12 protein-coding genes are annotated in these 16,338 nt (G+C 52.6%); all 12 read right to left on the minus strand.

The window, feature by feature from the left end:
* Nucleotides 1-50: 50 nt before the first annotated feature.
* Nucleotides 51-734 carry a nucleotide exchange factor GrpE gene (grpE, locus tag SPIRS_RS16130; protein ID WP_013255756.1) on the minus strand — a complete coding sequence of 228 codons (684 nt, stop codon included), beginning with the start codon at nt 732-734 and terminating at the stop codon, nt 51-53.
* Between the two features lie 134 nt (nt 735-868).
* A complete protein-coding gene (locus SPIRS_RS16135) occupies nt 869-4,261 on the minus strand; it encodes a SpiroCoCo family coiled-coil protein (RefSeq protein ID WP_013255757.1) in 3,393 nt (1,130 codons plus the stop codon).
* Nucleotides 4,262-4,312: 51 nt separating this feature from the next.
* Entirely contained in the window at nt 4,313-4,978 is a 666-nt protein-coding gene (locus SPIRS_RS16140; RefSeq protein WP_013255758.1) for an HAD family hydrolase, read from the minus strand.
* A 23-nt stretch (nt 4,979-5,001) separates the two neighbouring features.
* Nucleotides 5,002-6,003 (minus strand): TonB family protein, encoded by a 1,002-nt coding sequence (locus SPIRS_RS16145; protein ID WP_013255759.1) that lies wholly within the window; start codon nt 6,001-6,003, stop codon nt 5,002-5,004.
* On the minus strand, nt 6,003-6,407 hold the full coding sequence (locus tag SPIRS_RS16150) for an ExbD/TolR family protein (protein ID WP_013255760.1): 405 nt from the start codon (nt 6,405-6,407) through the stop codon (nt 6,003-6,005). Before SPIRS_RS16150 ends, SPIRS_RS16145 begins: the two co-directional genes overlap by 1 nt.
* Complete coding sequence (locus SPIRS_RS16155) at nt 6,404-7,021, minus strand: MotA/TolQ/ExbB proton channel family protein (protein WP_013255761.1); 618 nt, start codon at nt 7,019-7,021, stop codon at nt 6,404-6,406. Before SPIRS_RS16155 ends, SPIRS_RS16150 begins: the two co-directional genes overlap by 4 nt.
* 15 nt (nt 7,022-7,036) lie before the next feature.
* Nucleotides 7,037-8,635 carry a TonB-dependent receptor gene (locus SPIRS_RS16160; RefSeq protein ID WP_013255762.1) on the minus strand — a complete coding sequence of 533 codons (1,599 nt, stop codon included), beginning with the start codon at nt 8,633-8,635 and terminating at the stop codon, nt 7,037-7,039.
* Nucleotides 8,632-11,520 carry a tetratricopeptide repeat protein gene (locus tag SPIRS_RS16165; protein ID WP_013255763.1) on the minus strand — a complete coding sequence of 963 codons (2,889 nt, stop codon included), beginning with the start codon at nt 11,518-11,520 and terminating at the stop codon, nt 8,632-8,634. Before SPIRS_RS16165 ends, SPIRS_RS16160 begins: the two co-directional genes overlap by 4 nt.
* 2 nt (nt 11,521-11,522) lie before the next feature.
* Nucleotides 11,523-12,863 (minus strand): hypothetical protein, encoded by a 1,341-nt coding sequence (locus SPIRS_RS16170; RefSeq protein WP_013255764.1) that lies wholly within the window; start codon nt 12,861-12,863, stop codon nt 11,523-11,525.
* Complete coding sequence (locus tag SPIRS_RS16175) at nt 12,860-13,225, minus strand: MerR family transcriptional regulator (RefSeq protein WP_013255765.1); 366 nt, start codon at nt 13,223-13,225, stop codon at nt 12,860-12,862. The genes SPIRS_RS16170 and SPIRS_RS16175 overlap by 4 nt, the downstream gene beginning before the upstream one ends.
* A gap of 31 nt (nt 13,226-13,256) precedes the next feature.
* Nucleotides 13,257-14,618 carry a ribosome biogenesis GTPase Der gene (gene der, locus SPIRS_RS16180; RefSeq protein ID WP_013255766.1) on the minus strand — a complete coding sequence of 454 codons (1,362 nt, stop codon included), beginning with the start codon at nt 14,616-14,618 and terminating at the stop codon, nt 13,257-13,259.
* A complete protein-coding gene (gene ptsP / locus SPIRS_RS16185; protein WP_013255767.1) occupies nt 14,590-16,335 on the minus strand; it encodes a phosphoenolpyruvate--protein phosphotransferase in 1,746 nt (581 codons plus the stop codon). Before ptsP ends, der begins: the two co-directional genes overlap by 29 nt.
* Nucleotides 16,336-16,338: the final 3 nt, after the last annotated feature.

Below are 16,338 nucleotides of genomic sequence, written 5' to 3' on the forward strand. Positions count from 1 at the left end.
CCTCTCTCTAATTATCTCGTATAAAAATATCGTATTCGGCCTTCGCCGTATTATTCTTTTGCGGCCTCGTTTTGAGGCTCCTCCTCAGGCTTCTGTCCACCCTTTTCAGGGGCCGGCATGGCCACTCGTACCTTGGCATGACGAAGGACCCGATCATGGAGCATGTAGCCCCGCTGATAGTCCTCGACGACGGTCTGCACATCATAATCGGGGTTCGCTTCCATACCGATAGCCTCGTGAAGCTGAGGGTCGAATTCCTTCCCTACGCTCTCCATTCGCGAAAGACCATACTTTCGTTCAAGAACACCGACAAGCTGCTTCTCGATCATCTCGATACCCGAGTGAAAGCTCTCAAAATCTTTCGATTCATCGGAAGAACGAATGGCCCGCTCAAAATCATCAATAACGGTAATCAAATCCGAAATCAGACTTGAATTGGCATATTTAATCGACTCTTCCTTTTCCCGAAGCATGCGCTTTCGAAAATTTTCGAAATCAGCCTGTTTACGAAGATAGCGATCTTTTAGATCACTATTTTCCGCCTCCAGCTCGCGAATCTTTGCCTCAAGATCGGAGCCCTGCTCTCCTACAGATGCTTCCGCCGAGGAAGGAGCGGATTCTTCCGTTTCTTCCCCCTCAGCTATATTCGGTGTACCGTCAGTCTCTTGTTCCTCTGCTTCGGTACGCAACTGATCGTTTGCATCTTTTATATTCTGTTCATCATCTCTGGTCATGCGTAACCTCTATGATAAGTTGGTAACATATACTTTGATTTCGGCTTTACGGCCATCATTAAAATACTAAGCCCAGATGAAAGGCGTCAAGCATTTTCACAAATGAAGGGAGGAAATATCAACAAGAGATAGAGTTATCTATTATTGGGAATCATCTCGAGGATAAGCTCGACCTCACCTCTGCTCAGCTTCGTTGCCCTGGAAATCTGATCGACGGTCCACCCCTGCCGCGCAAGCCTGGAGACGAGCTCCCTGGCATTCATCCCCGGAGCCCCCCCCCGCTTATCACTTCCCGTCGCCCCATCGCTTTTCATGATGGATCCGAGCAGTTTCACCTGTTCCTGAGCCTGTTTGCTTACCTCTTCAAGACGGGTTTCGGTCCGGGCAAGCCACTCACGCGCCTTCTGCAACTCGTCAATCCGCTTTTCCGAATCACTAAGGAGGGTATCGACCTTTTCGAGCTGCTCCATGGCATCCTCTGCCTTACGCTTGTTTATCGCCAGGGTATCGATACGACGACGCAATTCGTCGATCGTTTCCGGGAGCTCGAGCAATTTCGAATCGATCTCCTTAAGCTCCTTTTCGAGATCGGTCATTCGCTGGAAATTACTGTCGACCCCTTCGATGGTGGAATCCATTACATCTCGCCGTTTCTCGAGACGTTCATAGCGCTGCTCGATCTCTTTTTCGAGATCCTCGAGGCTCCGAAGCCGCGCCTGTATAGACTGAAGCTCATCATGGCTGCCGGTCACCTGATCAAGCTTTACATCAACGGCCTGACTGATATTGATGAGCTTTTTAAAATCTCCCTCCATTTCCTCAAGCCGCTTTTTTTCGGCAAGGAAACGGTTAAGCCGGCCGTTCACCTCATCACCCAGCTTCCGAATCGACTGGAATTTCCGTTCGGTTTCACGAATCTCCTGGCTCTGTCCTTCGATTCTGTTGATTTCCACCTTGAGATCCTCAATCGTTTCCTGCAGCCCGATCTTCAGGGCGTCGGCACGCTCAAAGAGCTTTGTTTGGGCCAGAAACTGCTTTAAACGCTTATCAATATCCTGGAGCTGTGCATCGAGAGCACCGCTGTTCTCCTCAATTCGGCCCAGCAGCTTCTTCTGCATCTGCTCGACCTTATCCTTTGTATCGGCGCCGAAGGCCTTGAAATCCTTGATCCTTTCATCGATATCAGCCTGAAAATCCCTGTTACGTTTCTGTATCTCGATGGAAAAGTTTTCATAGTCACGATTAAAGTTGTCGAAAGCCGATTCGGTACGTTTACGCAGATCACCCTCGAACGCTAAAATGGTATCGGAAATTTCCTTTAACTCGTTCTTAAGGCGCGTGCGCTCCTCCTGAGTCTGAAGGATGAGGTCGTCACGCTGCGCCTCGAAATCACGCCTGAGGGCACCGATATTCTCCTCGGTCGATTTCTTCAATTCGCTATAGTCGCCGGAAAGCTCCCCTTTTGTCTCTTCGAGCTCCTGAAGTACCTTCTCCTGCCATCCGGAGAGATCGCTTCTGGCACTCTCCATCATCTGGCTAAGCTCCACCTGCTTGGCTTCGACACCCTCGGAAATTTCTGTCAGCCGACTGGTAAGTTCCCGCTCCTGCCGCTTGATTTGCGACGAAACCGAACTATCGTAATCGCTGAACTCCTTCTGAAAGGCAAGGCGAGAACTCTCTTTTGCCTCGAGGATCTGATTCTTGAGACTCTCTTCAAGTCCGCCGAGGGCTTGCCCCGTAGTGTTCATACGCTCGCCGATTCGCTCCTGAAAAGCGGCGACCTGCTGCTCGAATTTTTCCTGCTGGGCGTATATCTTTCCCTGGAAGCTGCTCAAGCGCTGCTTCAAGTCATCGGCATATTCGATTTCCAGTTTCTGCCGACCGTTCTCTCCATTGGTACCCAGCTCTTCGAGGCGCATCTCCACATCCTTTTTCCACGCCTCGATGCGTTCATCCATCTGACCGGCCCTGCGCTGAAGATCGCCGAAAAACTCAGACTCAAAGACCTCAAGTTTTTCAGAAACATTCTGATAGGCCTGGTTCTTCAGCTGGTTAAGCTCCTCTTCAACCCCGGCTATGGCGCTACGGATTTCGCCGATCTCCGTATCAGCCCGTTCCTTTTCATCGCTGCGATAGCCGGCCATTTCATCCTTAAAGAGACCGAAATCATCCCGCACCCGGGAAGATACCCGTTCCATGGAGTCACGCAGATTGGCCTCAAGAGAATCGATATCGGCGCTAACCTCTTCGATCCTGGTAAACCGGTAGGAGACCTCCTCTTCCCAACTGGAAATTTTATCCTCAAGTTCGGTAAAGGTCTTCTCAATGGTATGCTCAAAACCTGCAAGCTTCTCTTCCTGACGCTGTTTGAGATCGGTGTCGAGGCGGCCGGAACGCTCGGTCAGTTCGTCAAGCTGTAGTGCGGCAGCGTCAGCCGTCTTTGTAAGCGCCTCGTAGCGATCATTAATCCCCTTCTCAAAAGCGCCTAAGCGCTGATCGACCTCCGATCGTGATTTCTCGGCTGCATTGGCCGTCGACTGGATATCAGCAAGTAGCCTCGACTCGGTTTCCTGCCGCTTTGCTTCGATATTTTTTCTAAGAAGTTCAAAGACCTCATCGTCAAGGTTTTCTCCGCGCTTGGCGGCCCTCTCGAGGGATTCCTGATAGGCCGATTCAATCGCCGACATCTCATCCCGAAAACGGGCAAGGCTTTGATTCAGCTGCTCCTGACCGCCTTGTAATTGTTGCAGAAAGAGATCGCCCTCTTTCTTTCGCTTTTCAAGTGTACCGCTCAGCCCTTCGTCGAAACCGGCGACAAGAGATTCCCCGCGCTGCTCGGCCCGATAGAGCTGTTCATCAAGACCAGCCTCAATTGCCTTCATCGTCTCGGCCTCCATAGAGCTTCGACGATCCTCAAGCCGGTCCAGCTGCTCAGTGAAACTGTGGATCCTGGTTTCGGCTTCCTCCACCTCTTTATGAACACCGGTAACGATCTGACGGGTACGCTTCAGCACCTCGGCACTCACCTTTCGCAAGGCCGTATCGTTTTCCTTTGTGAATTTTCCATTGATTTCGGGGATCTGTTTTTCCAGCTGGAGAATCCGAACCCCGGCCTCCTTCACCCGCTTGCCGACCTTATCGACAAATTCCGATTCCTCATGGAGACGCTTGAGATTCTCTTCGACCTGACCGGTCATGCGGCCCAGCTCACCGAGTGTCTTGTCATACTCACTGATGCGTTCATGCACAAGCTCAATCTTCTCGGCCTTTTTCCCAAGCTCCTCTTCGATACCGACAATTCGCTTAAGGATCTCTTTGCCGGTTTTCTGATGAACATCAAGATCGATGGCGAGATTCTTTACTTCCTGGGTCTTTCCATCCACAAAACCGTCCAGCTCGCCCTTGATCTTCTCCGAATAGCGCCGAATTTTGTCCAAAGAACGATTATTGCGGTCCATTTGCCGGTACAACGCCAGTACCAGCACCACAATCAAGAGGGTAATAACATTTCCCAATGAGAATACCATATTTCTCTCCCAGTTTATCCCCGATTATTGTTACCCAGGAAGAGTAAGATGTCAATTCAATCTCTCTTCCACCCAGCGCCGCAGCTCCGGATAACGGAAGAACGCAAAGTCGGCAATCCCCTTTTGCTCCCGAGAACGGGTCAAATAGGCCGTTCGCATCCCGACTCCTGCGGCTCCCTCGATATCATACCGATAACTGTTCCCAACGTACAGGATTTCTTCCGGAGGCAAACCGAGAGCGGAAACCAGCCGGCGGAAAGGAAGAGGATCGGGCTTGAGGCGTCCGGAATCTTCGGAACAACATGCGATATCGATAAGATCGTCCACTCCGAGATAGGAGAGCTTCCGTTGAATCGGAAAATCACTGAGCACGGCAAGCTTCACCCCGGACCGCTTGAAGGACAGGAGGGTCTCCCGAAGCTGGGCAAAGGGGCGGACCCCTCGAAATGAGCGTTCCCATACCCCGTAGAGATGACGATCAATCTTCTCTGCCGCCTTCGTTTCCGAAAGTCGTCCACCAGAGGCGCGGGAAAGAAAGCGGGCCTGGGCCTGCCTGAAGCCTCCGTCGAAAGCCTTTTTTCTGATCTCTTTTCTCACCCTGCCGAAACGGAGAACCAGCATTGGATGAAAAAGAAAAGAGGGAAGGGAATGAAGATACATCCTGCGGTTCGGATAGAGGGTCCCGTCGATGTCGAAAGCAATAGCCCGAATCTGCACTATACCTACTCCAAGTCTTGCTGTTATTGGGTTCTGATAATAAGGCGGACCTTCCCTTTCACCGAAGAGCCATCTTCCGCCTCTGAAAACTTCCAGTTTCTTATGGCCTGTTTTATCACATTGTCCAATTCTGTGCTACCGGATGAGGAGACAACCTCGGGAAGTAGCGGCCGCCCGTCGGCAGGAAGGGTAAACTGGACCTCTACCATGACGGAGCTTCGTCCGCCAAGCATCTCCGGCTCTATCTCGGGTTTACTCCATGCAAGCAGCTTCCTGGTCTGGTCGCCCTCGAAGGTCACATCCGGCTCATCGACCGAAGCGTTATCCGTCCCCCCGGAAGAACCGGCCGAGGTCTGTCCCGAACGGCCACTTGAGGTGGCCTGATCGGCAATGGCCCCCAGCTTCTCCTCTACCGTACTGTCGGAGAGAAGCGGAGAAGCTGCCTTCTCATTTCCCTCGCCCGCAGTAGGAGCTTCCGCGTCCTCATCGGACCGGGAGAGGTCTGAGGTACTTCCTGCAGCCTCATCACCATAGACAATCTCCGAACCGGGAGACCAGTTATTGCGGACGACTTCAGGCTCGGGAGGGGCCTTGGGAGGTTCGGAAGAAGAGATGCGGGGAGCGGGGGCGGGCAACGGAGCGGCCGAGGCTGGAGGCTGAGAGGCTTGCTCCCTGCTTGCCCTAGGCTGCGGTTGTGCCGGAGTCTCAACTGCAGAAGCGCGGGGAGAAGTCTGCTTCGCGACTTCCGGGCGAGGAGCAGGCCGCTCAGGGGCCTTTTGGGGGGCAGGCACTATGGCTTCCGGCTGCGGTTCCGTTGCTTCTGGTTTTTCTACCTTTTCTACCTCCGAAGGCGTTACCGCTTCAGGCTCGGTAGGAAGAGGAGGAGGCAAAAGCACCACAGGGTCGAGCCGAAGGGTATCCGCTTCGGGAGACCAGTCGACAAGACCAAGCAGGAGGGCAAGTAAAAGATGCAGAGCCAGAGCGATCAGAAGGCTCACGCCAAGTCGCTCCCGGGAATCATACATCACGGGGCATCATCCTTTGTTCGCAATGTTATACCCGTAAACCCCTCGGTACGCAGCACATCGAGGAGCCGGACCATCAGACTGTAGCTTACCCCGGAGTCTCCTTCGATGATGACAGCCTTAATATCGTCCTGACTCCGGAGGGAGGCCAGCCCCTCCTTCAGATCCGCAAGAGCGTAACGGTCTCTGTTCAGGTAGATCTCATCTTCGGATACCACGGTAACAACGAGTCGCGTCATCACCGCAGGCTCGGCAGTACTGGAACTTGGAAGCTCGATACTGATGCCGGGGGTCAGCAAAAAGGTGCTTGATACCATGAAAAAGATAACCAGCTGGAACACCACATCGATCATCGGAACAAGATCGACGGTTGCCGTCGGTTTCAAACGTCTGCGAAAGGTCATCGTTCCTTCTCCGAACCACCTATAAAGAGAATCAGCTCGTTCACCCGGTTTTCCATTCTGATAATCATATGGTTTACCCTATTGACCAGATAATTATAAAAGGTGATGGCGGGAACCGACACCACGATGCCTGCTGCAGTGGTCAAAAGCGCTTCGGAGATACCGGTGGCAAGGAGCGATGGATCCCCCACAGCCCCGGAGGAGCCGAGAACACCGAACGCCTTGATATTTCCGGTGACCGTTCCGAGAAGCCCCAAAAGGGGACTGATATGGGCGATGGTTCCCAAACTCGTCAGGTAACGTTCGAGCTGAGGAATCTCAAGGTTTGCGGCCGAGGTAATTGCCTCCTTCATATCGGAGGTTGGGTAATCGCGATGCTCAATCCCCACCTTGATCAGGTTGGCGATCGGAGAGGGGTTGTTCTCACAAATATCGATCGCCTCATCGTAATGGCCCTTTCCAAGTGTAGCCTTTAAGCGATTAATCAGCGACTCTTCATCAACCTTTATCTTTCTGAAAAAGAGCAACCGTTCAATGATAATAACAGCGGCAAGAACACTCAGAATCATGATCAGAATCATGATGATTCCGCCTTTTTCAATCAGAACAAACATGTAGTTCCCCTTTACCTATAACGATATTTTAAGTTGCAGCGTCAACTGCGCTCCCTTCTCGATGAAGGGTCCAGTCCAGCTTCGCCCGCCTTCGATAAACGGTTCAAGGAGGTCTTCCCCTTCAACACTCATGACCATTCCCTCGGCAGCCCTCCATGCAAGAGAAAAACCGAGCCGCGGCATTGTTTCGTCCTCAAGAGGGTCCACCGAGATATCCGTACGCCCGATAAACAGCCCCTCGCGGTAGCTGTACTCCACATATCCAAGGAAACGACTTTCCGAGGCAAGGGGCTCCGGTTGGTCGTAAAACCATCCGCTCCATCCGGTCCCAAGGGTGATCCCCGATGCCAGCTCCCAGAAGAGCGTCGCCCCCGTCGATAAGGCGTTTCCGCTGCGCTCTCTCCATTCGTAGGGGCCCCCCGAAGAAATTGCCGAAACGGAACCGACGGGAATGGGGAGTAAATCCCCTATCTGCAATTCCCAGGAGCCTCGGATACCGAATCCGCCGAAAGGGGTTAGCTCCACCGAACCCTCCCAAAACCACTGTTCCCGCAGGCTGGGAAGGAGGGAGGCATTCCAGAAGGGGAAAAGGGACCAGAGGTCGTACCACTGATCCTCCACAACTCGAAACCCTCCGCTGGTATTGTAAGAAAGAAGATCCTTCCACGCACCATCCAGCCATATCGAAACAGGATAACGCATCTGGCCGGAAAAATCCCATCGCAGTCCCCCGGATACACCGATTTCCATGGATGCAAGTTTCGCCTCGGCAAGAAGTGATGTCGTCAGCCGGTTGTCGTCCTCATCATCGAAACCGTGATAGCGGTACGAAAGGGTTAAACGGGAAAGCAAGCTCTCGCCTTGGTAGGATCCGACAACGGAAGGATTAAGGACCGTCTCTTCACTCTCCCCCTGATACCCGGCAAAAAGATGACGAGTGTTACGATAATTACCCTCAAAACCGATATCGAAGCGCCCTTCTCCCGGGTATCGCAGATGACCGGAGGCGGCAGTTGACCTGAGAATAATCGAACTTGCATCATTCATCTTTCCCTGCAATCCCTGTTCGTTTTCAAGATAAGATCCGTCGAGCCCATAGTTCCAAACTCCGGAGCCTCCCTGGATATCTCCCTGCACCGTTCCCTGAAGCTGGTCCGTGCGATCAAAATAACCGGTGCCCGAAGCCTCCCCGCTATAGCCGTCGGTTCCGTCGTGGGCAAAACGCAGTGAAAAACGGGGGCCCTCTCCCAGACGGTAGAGGGAGATATCACCGACAAGCCTATTGTTAATCCCTCCCCCGACAAGTGCCTCACTGAAAAAGTCGGCACCGGAATCGGAGCTGCCGATCTCGGTATCGGGGATATCGGCCATCACAGGAAGATCGAGGGAATCCTCACCGCTACTCTGGGGGGAGGGCAGGGAAAATTCGGGAAGAGGAAGTTCACGAGCCTCGGGAAGGGGGGCTCGTACATCCTCCGCCGCTTCGTCTTCGACCTCCAGGATAACCTCAGGTACAACCATTTCGGGTTCGTCGGGCCCAGTCAAAGCGGTTTGAGCAAAGAGGCCGATCGGCATGATGAATATCAGTGCAATGATTACGGCAGGTGTTTTCATCTTCGATCCTCCAAGAGCTCCCGTCCCCGAAGTGTCCATTCGGAATCAGGGAAGGAACGTTCGATCTGTCTGACCATGGTCTGCGCCAGATCATGATCCCCTGCATCGGCGGCGACCTCCGCGGCACGATACAGGGAACGGGCCGAGGTATCCCCCTCTCCGCCCAAGGCTGCGGCATCAAGGAAGTGCTCGACGGCCTTCTTTGCCTCACCCTTTTCAGCGGCCATTTCGCCAAGCAGGTAATAGGCTTCGGCCGCCGGAGCGGGAAAACGATCCTTTTCGGCAACAACCTTCTCAAGAAGCGACTTCGCCTTCTCCTCCTGTCGGTCGTAACGATCGTAGTAGAGACGCCCAAGTTCGACCATCGCCTCCACTCCCTTCTTCGTTCCGGTAGATTCCTGTTCGATCGTCACCTGCAAGGCGGCTTCCCTGCTTCCCGTGCCCTGCAACATTTTGCCGAGGGTCTCTATTTCCCGTTCGGCATTCGCCTTTTTCGCAATATCAGGGTAAAAATCGAGAAGCTTAGTATACATGGCGATCGATTTTCGATACTCCCCCGCCTGACGATAAAGTTCGGCGCAGCCCTGTAAGGCCTCCGGATAGAAAGCGCTCTTCGGATGTTCGTCGATGAGTTTTTCCCATAGCAACACCGCCTGAAAAGGAGCAGCCTCCTTACGGGCGGCCAGGGCACCATAATGGAGACTTGCATCGACAAGGGCTCCCTTGGGGAAACGAGTCCGGTAGAAATAGAAGGCCTCGCCTGCCTTGCGATACTGACCGGAAAGAAAAAGGAGCTCTCCGCGATTGTAAAGGGCGTCGCCGGCATAGGGACTGCTTTTAAACTGCTGCCACAGCTGATAATAGCTTCGAATGGCCTCCTCATCGTTGCCGTTGTTCTGCATCATCTGGGCATATTCGTAGAGAGCGTCGTCTGCATAAGCGGAACTTTTCTTGCCTGATAATTCCTGAAAGCCGGAGGAGGCCCGCCCGACATCTCCCGCCGCCGCATAACTCTTTGCATACATGAAAAGCCCCTTCTCGGCCTCTGAACCCGACATTTGTCGACTATATTCGCCGAAGGCAAGGGCGGCGTCCTTGTACGAACCAAGGGTGTAGAGCGCCCAGCCCGAGAGGTAGCGGCTACGGGCACTTAGCTCATGGTCAGGATTATCGGTATAGACGGCCCGAAAAAAATCCACGGCCCGGCTGTAGGCACCGGTTCGATAAGCGGCCCAACCCGCATAAAAACGGGCATACGGGGTAATATCGTCGTCAATCTTTCGGGAAAGCATTCGGTCGAAGACATCGAGTGCCTGATCATACTCCTTGACGGCGACAAGAGAGAGTCCCAGTAGGTACTCTATCGATCGATTTTTTTCCTGATACTCCTTCAGGAGCGAGGGAGCATCCGAAATAACCTGATGATACTCGCGGACCTGATAGTAAAGCCGCAAGAGGTCCAATCTGGCCTCAAGATCATCGGGTGCAAGGGGAATATACTCCTTAAGGCTTTCGATACTCGAGCGGTAATCCTTGAGCCCCATATGAATACGGGCCTTCAGCCGGAGGAGCGATCTTGTATTCTCTCCGGCATAACCGGAACGAAAAATGTTATCCACAAGATTCAACGAGCGGGAAAGATGTCCCAGACGATATTCACAGTAGGCCCGGAGGTATTCGGCCTGATCACGATGAAGGGAATCGGGATATCGCCCAAGAAAGGTATCCAGCCGTCGGGTTGCAGCATCCCACTGCTCGGCATCGGAGAGGAAGAGCGCCAATGTGAATAGGAGTTCCTGGTCCAGGCTTCCCGAATCCTTTTCCCGCTCTTGGAGAATACGGATCGCATCGTCCCGATCTCCCTGATCGGCACGGATTCTCGCAAGATAGAGAGAGGCAAGATCAAGGCGATCAGCGTTGCCGGAAGTTCTTAAGACCCTCCGAAGGTTGGATTCGGCCAATTCCCTTGAGCCTTCATGAAACTGCTCGATGCCGGCCTGGAGAAGAAAACGATTCAGCATTTCCGGCCTCGAGGCAAGGGCGATCATGGCACGATCGAAAAGTTCGTTTTGCTCTTCCTCCATCCCAAGCTTTCTGTAGATCGAATAAAGCCGCTCATAGGCAGGCGCAGAGGTATCGGCAGGAGCGTCAAGAGAGGAAACATACCACGGAATGCTCTCCTCCTCTTCTCCCGAGCGGTACAGGGCTTCCGCCTTGAAAAATCCTAATCGTTGTTGCCAATCGGCAGAAAAGCGGGCGGGGTCCACCGGTTGAAGAAGGGCAAGGGCCTGGTCGACCTTCCCTGCCTCCAAAAGCAGGGAAAGAGCGAGAGAAAGGGTATAAGGAAATGCCCCATCGTCGGAAGAGAGACTGCCGAGGGATGCAACGGCGGCTTCAGCGGCCTTATCGGCATCGCCCAGCTTCTGATACGAGAGAGCGAGATAACGTCCGGCCTCGGCCTGCAACTGATCGGGGGAGGAAGCGAGGTAGGTAGCAAGGGCGGACGCGGCAGACTCGAAACGGTCCAGGGTAAAAAGAGCGACCCCTTTCCAAAAGGGAATGTAGCGCCGGAACCGGGTGGAAGCGTATCGCTTTTCGACACGCTCAAACAGGGATAAGGCCTCTTCGGCCTTTCCTGTCCTGTAGAGGATAACGGCCCGGCGGAACTGGGCATCGGCAACATATTCCGATACCGGGTATTGCCGAATCAGCTCCTCGTAGCGCTGAAGGGCAAAAAGATAGTCTCCCTTACGAAATCGGGTTTCAGCCTCGCGAAAAAGAGCAGAAGCTTCATCCTGTGCAGCAAGACTTCCCATTGCCGTAAAGAAGCAGAGGAAAAGCAGGATCCATCGTTTATGAGAAAAAAAGGTATGTGACGATATCATAATCAAGGTCTCCGCAGCGTCGGTTCGAGACGAATTGCCGGCGGATCAAAACGTCGCTCGGCGGCAACCCGCACCAGATGAACATAAGCTATAGGATAGCGCGCAATGAACTGTTCAACAGGGGTTTCTTCCCCGCTTTCGAAAATGATCGTCTGAAGATCTCCCTTATCGTCGAGATAGGGAAAAAGAGCGGCAGTATGAAAGTACTCCCGTAAGGGAGGATTGCCTTTCTGCTCATTTACCGCAAGCAGATAAAAATAACCGGCTTCCCGCACCGCAAGCTCCCAGGCGAGGCTATTCAGCCAGGAAACAGGATAGCCGACATCCTCCCTGTAGGGGTGAAAAGCAAGATCATCTACATTTACCTGATCCACCTGCGCATCAGGAAAGGTTATCCGCCGGTAAGCGAGGGCAAGATTGCGGGTCCAGTCGAGGCCGAAATAGGGATCACGTTGGGTTTCCAGCCCCGAGCTCCAGCGATTGCCGCGATCATCTCTTCGCTTTTTTAAAGCAGCAACCGAAAAAAGCTTCCCAGTACGCGGGTAGGCTATCCCGTCCACGATCCATTTCACAAAACCCGAGCAGTTGAGCCCCTTCTCGCCCGTCTGAGGGGAGCCGTCTCCGATAAAGATGTAATTACCGTTCTCATCGAGGACACCATCATCGCTATAATGGAGCCGAGGAAGCAAGGTCCTAACCACCGAAGAGAGCTCTTTCACGGGCCCTGAGGGAAGAGATTCGGGGTCGGGAAAATAGAAACTCCACTCCACATAGGCACTGCTGAGTTGCGCAATCTTCTCAAATGAACTACGGGCGACATCGGAGAGAGATAGGCTAAGGGGAACCTGCCGCTGAAAAAGCCGCCCCTGAAGATAGATGGAAAACTGAGAGGCCTCTCCGGAAGGGGCGGAAGTCAAATCGAGATAGTTTTTTCCGTCCTCAGAAAGAAAAATTCTGATAGAAAGCAGCTCTTTCGTAAATCGATCTCGTTTGATGACCCAGCTACCCCTGCCCGGTCGCTCAAGGTCCCACTCATCACCGAAGGTAAAACAGAGCCACCGCTGCCCCGGCTCTTCCGGAATAAGGGAAAAAAAACGAACGGAGAGATCGTAGGCCGGTAATCGCCGTAGTTCATCCGCAGGCAGCAGCTCCGCATCAAGGACCTCCCGCCGGACGGCATCGTGTTCGGGGGGAGGAAGATAACGCCGGTAGGAACCTCCCCAATCGTGAATTAGTTTGCCATCCGCAGGAAGCGCAAAAAGGCTCCCCAACGAAAGGCCGACACAAAGAAAGAGGGAAAAAGGGAGAATACCCATGTAATGTGACAGGATTTTACTCATCATATTTGAATATCGGAAACTTTCGGCTCGGACACAACACTTTCCAGCCTAAGGCGCTGCCTTGCAATCAAACGTTCAACCGTCAGCAACTCGCGACGCAAGGAGCGAATTTCCGCAACAGGAAAGCGGGAGGAGGCATCGATACCCTCCCAGATAGCCCGCCTCACCCCTTCAAGCCCCATCCGCCGCTTTTGAACCAGGTATCGAATGCGGAACAGGAGCTGCAGCTCATCGGTTGAGTAACGGCGCCTGCCGCCGGTATCCTTTTCGGGATGTAAGAACTCAAGTTCCCGCTCCCAGTACCTGAGGACGTGAGGACGTATTCCAAGAAGTTTGCACACTTCGCCGATGGAGTATCCATCCACTCTCCTCTTTCAACCTCCTTGCCTCTTAGCTTTATCGACGTTCTTTCAGGTCGATAATAACCGGTACCGAAGGGAAACCAAGCTCCTTCCTTATTTTGTTCGTCAAATAACTGATATACCCAGGTGGAAAGCCTTTTTTCCTGTTCACAAACAGAAGGAATCGAACAGGCTCCACACCGACTTGGGTTCCATAGAGCACCTTAAAGTGCCCCCGCTTACCCCGGGCCGGCTGATAATGTTCGCCCCACTCTTTGAGTTTATCATTAAAACGGGAAGTATCCACCCTTTTTGACATCTGCTTACGTACCGCATACACGGTAGAAAGCAACTTATCCACGCCCTCTCCGGTTTTAGCCGAAATCGGCACAAGAGGGGCAAAAGAGAGGACGGGAAACAAAAAGCGTACCCGGTCGGAAATAGCCTGGATCATGTTTGGGACTTCCTGGAGGAGATCCCATTTGTTCAGCACCATGACAACACTCCGGCCGCGTTTTATGATCTGGCTGGTAATTTTTTTATCCTGTTCGGAGAGACCTTCCTGGGCATCAATCATGAGCAAAACAACATGCGCTTCCTCAATGGCCGAAAGGGCACGGTTAACCGAATAGTATTCGATATTCTCACCTACTTTTTTCTTCCGCCTGATTCCGGCGGTGTCCAAAATGGTGCAATTCATACCTCGATAGCTAAATGAACTTTCCACCACGTCCCTTGTCGTTCCCGGCAGGTCGGAAACGATGGAGACATCTCTCCCAATGAGACGGTTTGCAAGGGTGGATTTACCGGTGTTGGGCTTTCCGAGCAGAGCGAGGCGTAATGAAAAGGAATCTTCAGCCTCAGCCTCTCTCGATTTCAACAGTTGGGCCTCCCCGAGGAAACGCAAAACAGCCTCCTCAAGCAGGTCTATTCCCAAACCGTGAGCGGCAGAGATAGCAATAGGTTCACCAAGCCCATAGGAAAGATAATTCCAGACACCGTTTTCCCGCTCTCTGTTGTCCACCTTATTAACTACAAGCAAAAGTTTATCGGAATAGGGGCGCAGGTATTCAATAAAGGTCTCATCCTCGCCGGTAACATCGGTGACATCCATGAGCAGGAGAATCAAATCGGCACGTTTCAGATAGGAAACACTCTTTTCTTTTACCTGCTCGTCGAGACTATCGCCTTCGACCTTAAAACCACCGGTGTCGACTATGGTAAGGGCATAAGGGTCGAGAATCCATTCATGCTCAATGGAATCACGGGTAACTCCGGGGGTGGGATCGGTGATGGCTCGTCGTTTTCTGACAAGCCTGTTGAAAAGGGTCGATTTTCCTACATTCGGTCGGCCGACCACTGCAATGAGAGGCCTTCGGCCGGAACTATCAGGTGACTGCGAGATCGAAACGCTCATTCATCCAACTCCTCACATAACTGTCAATCTCTTTGTAAGATTTCATTTCCATGATCGTACCGACAAGCTCTTCCGCTTCACTCATGGAAACCGAGCGGATGATTTTCTTCACTTCGGGAATTCCGAAGGAACTCATACTAAACACATCCAGTCCGAAACCGAGCAAAATGACAGCCGCATAGGGATCCCCCGCCACCTCGCCACACATGGCGACGGGAATACCCGCATTGTGAGCATCTTCGATGATCCGCTTAAGGAGGCGAAGTACTCCGGGATGAAAAGGCTCATAGAGATAGGCAATCTTTTCGTTACCGCGGTCGACGGCGATAGTATACTGAATCAGATCGTTTGTTCCAATCGAGAAAAAATCAACTTTGCGCGCAAGGATGTCTGCGGTCAAAGCGGCAGAAGGAACCTCGATCATAATCCCTACCGGGATATCCTCGGCAAAAGGGATGCTCTCTTCCCGAAGCTGCTGCCGACACTCATCCAAAAGCGCCAGAACATTTTCAAGTTCTTCAATGCCGCTGATCATGGGAAACATGATTCGGAGCCTTCCATGAACAGAAGCCCGCAGCATGGCCCGTAGCTGGGTCCTGAAAAGATCCTTTCGGGAAAGGCAGAAGCGAACGGCACGCCAGCCGAGTATCGGATTTTTCTCATCCAATCCAGCCATCCCGGGAATGACCTTATCCCCCCCCACATCCAGGGTACGGATGGTAACCTCCCCGTAGGGAGCCATCGCCTTAAGGACTCTAGCATAGGCATCGTATTGAACATCCTCAGAGGAATAGCCGCCCGGCTGCAGGAAAAGGAACTCGGATCGATACAAGCCTATCCCTTCTGCGCCGTGTGCAATGGCGGATTCGGTCTCTTCGGGTACCTCGATATTAGCCTTCAGAACAATTCGTTTACCGTCTCTGGTTTCGGCCGGTAGTTCGTTCAAGGTTAAAAGTTCGACTTCGCGTCGCTGCCAGGCCCTTATACGCTTTTCATAAGCGGCAAGCGTCCGCTGATCAGGCTTAAGCAGCACGACTCCCGAGGTACCGTCTATGATGATCGTATCTCCGGTAGCGGCACTGCTGCTTATAGAGGAAAGGCCCAGCACTGCGGGAATCTCAAAAGAACGAGCAAGAATGGCAGTATGGCTTGTCTTGCCTCCTGCATCCATTGCAATTCCTTTTACCGACTGTTTGTTCATGGCCAATGCATCGGAAGGCAGAAGATCGTGGGTAACCAGGATCACCTCCTGGTCAAGATCAGAGAGATTGATCCGATCCCGGTAGAGTAGATGATTGTAGACCCGCTTGGCAACATCACGAATATCGATGGTTCGCTCGCGTAAATAGGTATCTGCGGAATTCTCGAGAGGTTCCACAAGTTGATTAATGGTCGTATAGAGCACCCATTCGGCATTCAATAGCTGAGAGCGGATACTTTCTTCGATGCGCTTTGTAAATTCCGGATCACTAAGCATCAAAACGTGGGAATCGAGAATTTTACTCTCTTCCTTTCGCATGGTCAGAGAAGCCTTGGCCTGAAGGTCCCGTATCTCCTCAGCAGCCTTCCCCGCAGCCACGAAAAAACGTTCGAGTTCCGCATCCACCTGATCTGCGGAAATAGTATATTTAGGGATCTGACCGGCATCATCGACGTATAGAAAAACCTTTCCAATAACAATACCGGGGCTGGCAGATATGCCTTTGAACGTTTTCATCGC

It is taken from the genome of Sediminispirochaeta smaragdinae DSM 11293, assembly GCF_000143985.1.
GTDB classification, from domain to species: Bacteria; Spirochaetota; Spirochaetia; order DSM-16054; family Sediminispirochaetaceae; genus Sediminispirochaeta; species Sediminispirochaeta smaragdinae.

Coding starts and splice junctions, on each gene's coding strand:
- grpE (WP_013255756.1), bottom strand. CDS start 734: ATGACCAGAGATGATGAACAGAATATAAAAGATGCAAACGATCAGTTG.
- SPIRS_RS16135 (WP_013255757.1), bottom strand. CDS start 4,261: ATGGTATTCTCATTGGGAAATGTTATTACCCTCTTGATTGTGGTGCTG.
- SPIRS_RS16145 (WP_013255759.1), bottom strand. CDS start 6,003: ATGTATGATTCCCGGGAGCGACTTGGCGTGAGCCTTCTGATCGCTCTG.
- SPIRS_RS16150 (WP_013255760.1), bottom strand. CDS start 6,407: ATGACCTTTCGCAGACGTTTGAAACCGACGGCAACCGTCGATCTTGTT.
- SPIRS_RS16155 (WP_013255761.1), bottom strand. CDS start 7,021: ATGTTTGTTCTGATTGAAAAAGGCGGAATCATCATGATTCTGATCATG.
- SPIRS_RS16160 (WP_013255762.1), bottom strand. CDS start 8,635: ATGAAAACACCTGCCGTAATCATTGCACTGATATTCATCATGCCGATC.
- SPIRS_RS16165 (WP_013255763.1), bottom strand. CDS start 11,520: ATGATATCGTCACATACCTTTTTTTCTCATAAACGATGGATCCTGCTT.
- SPIRS_RS16170 (WP_013255764.1), bottom strand. CDS start 12,863: ATGATGAGTAAAATCCTGTCACATTACATGGGTATTCTCCCTTTTTCC.
- der (WP_013255766.1), bottom strand. CDS start 14,618: ATGAGCGTTTCGATCTCGCAGTCACCTGATAGTTCCGGCCGAAGGCCT.
- ptsP (WP_013255767.1), bottom strand. CDS start 16,335: ATGAAAACGTTCAAAGGCATATCTGCCAGCCCCGGTATTGTTATTGGA.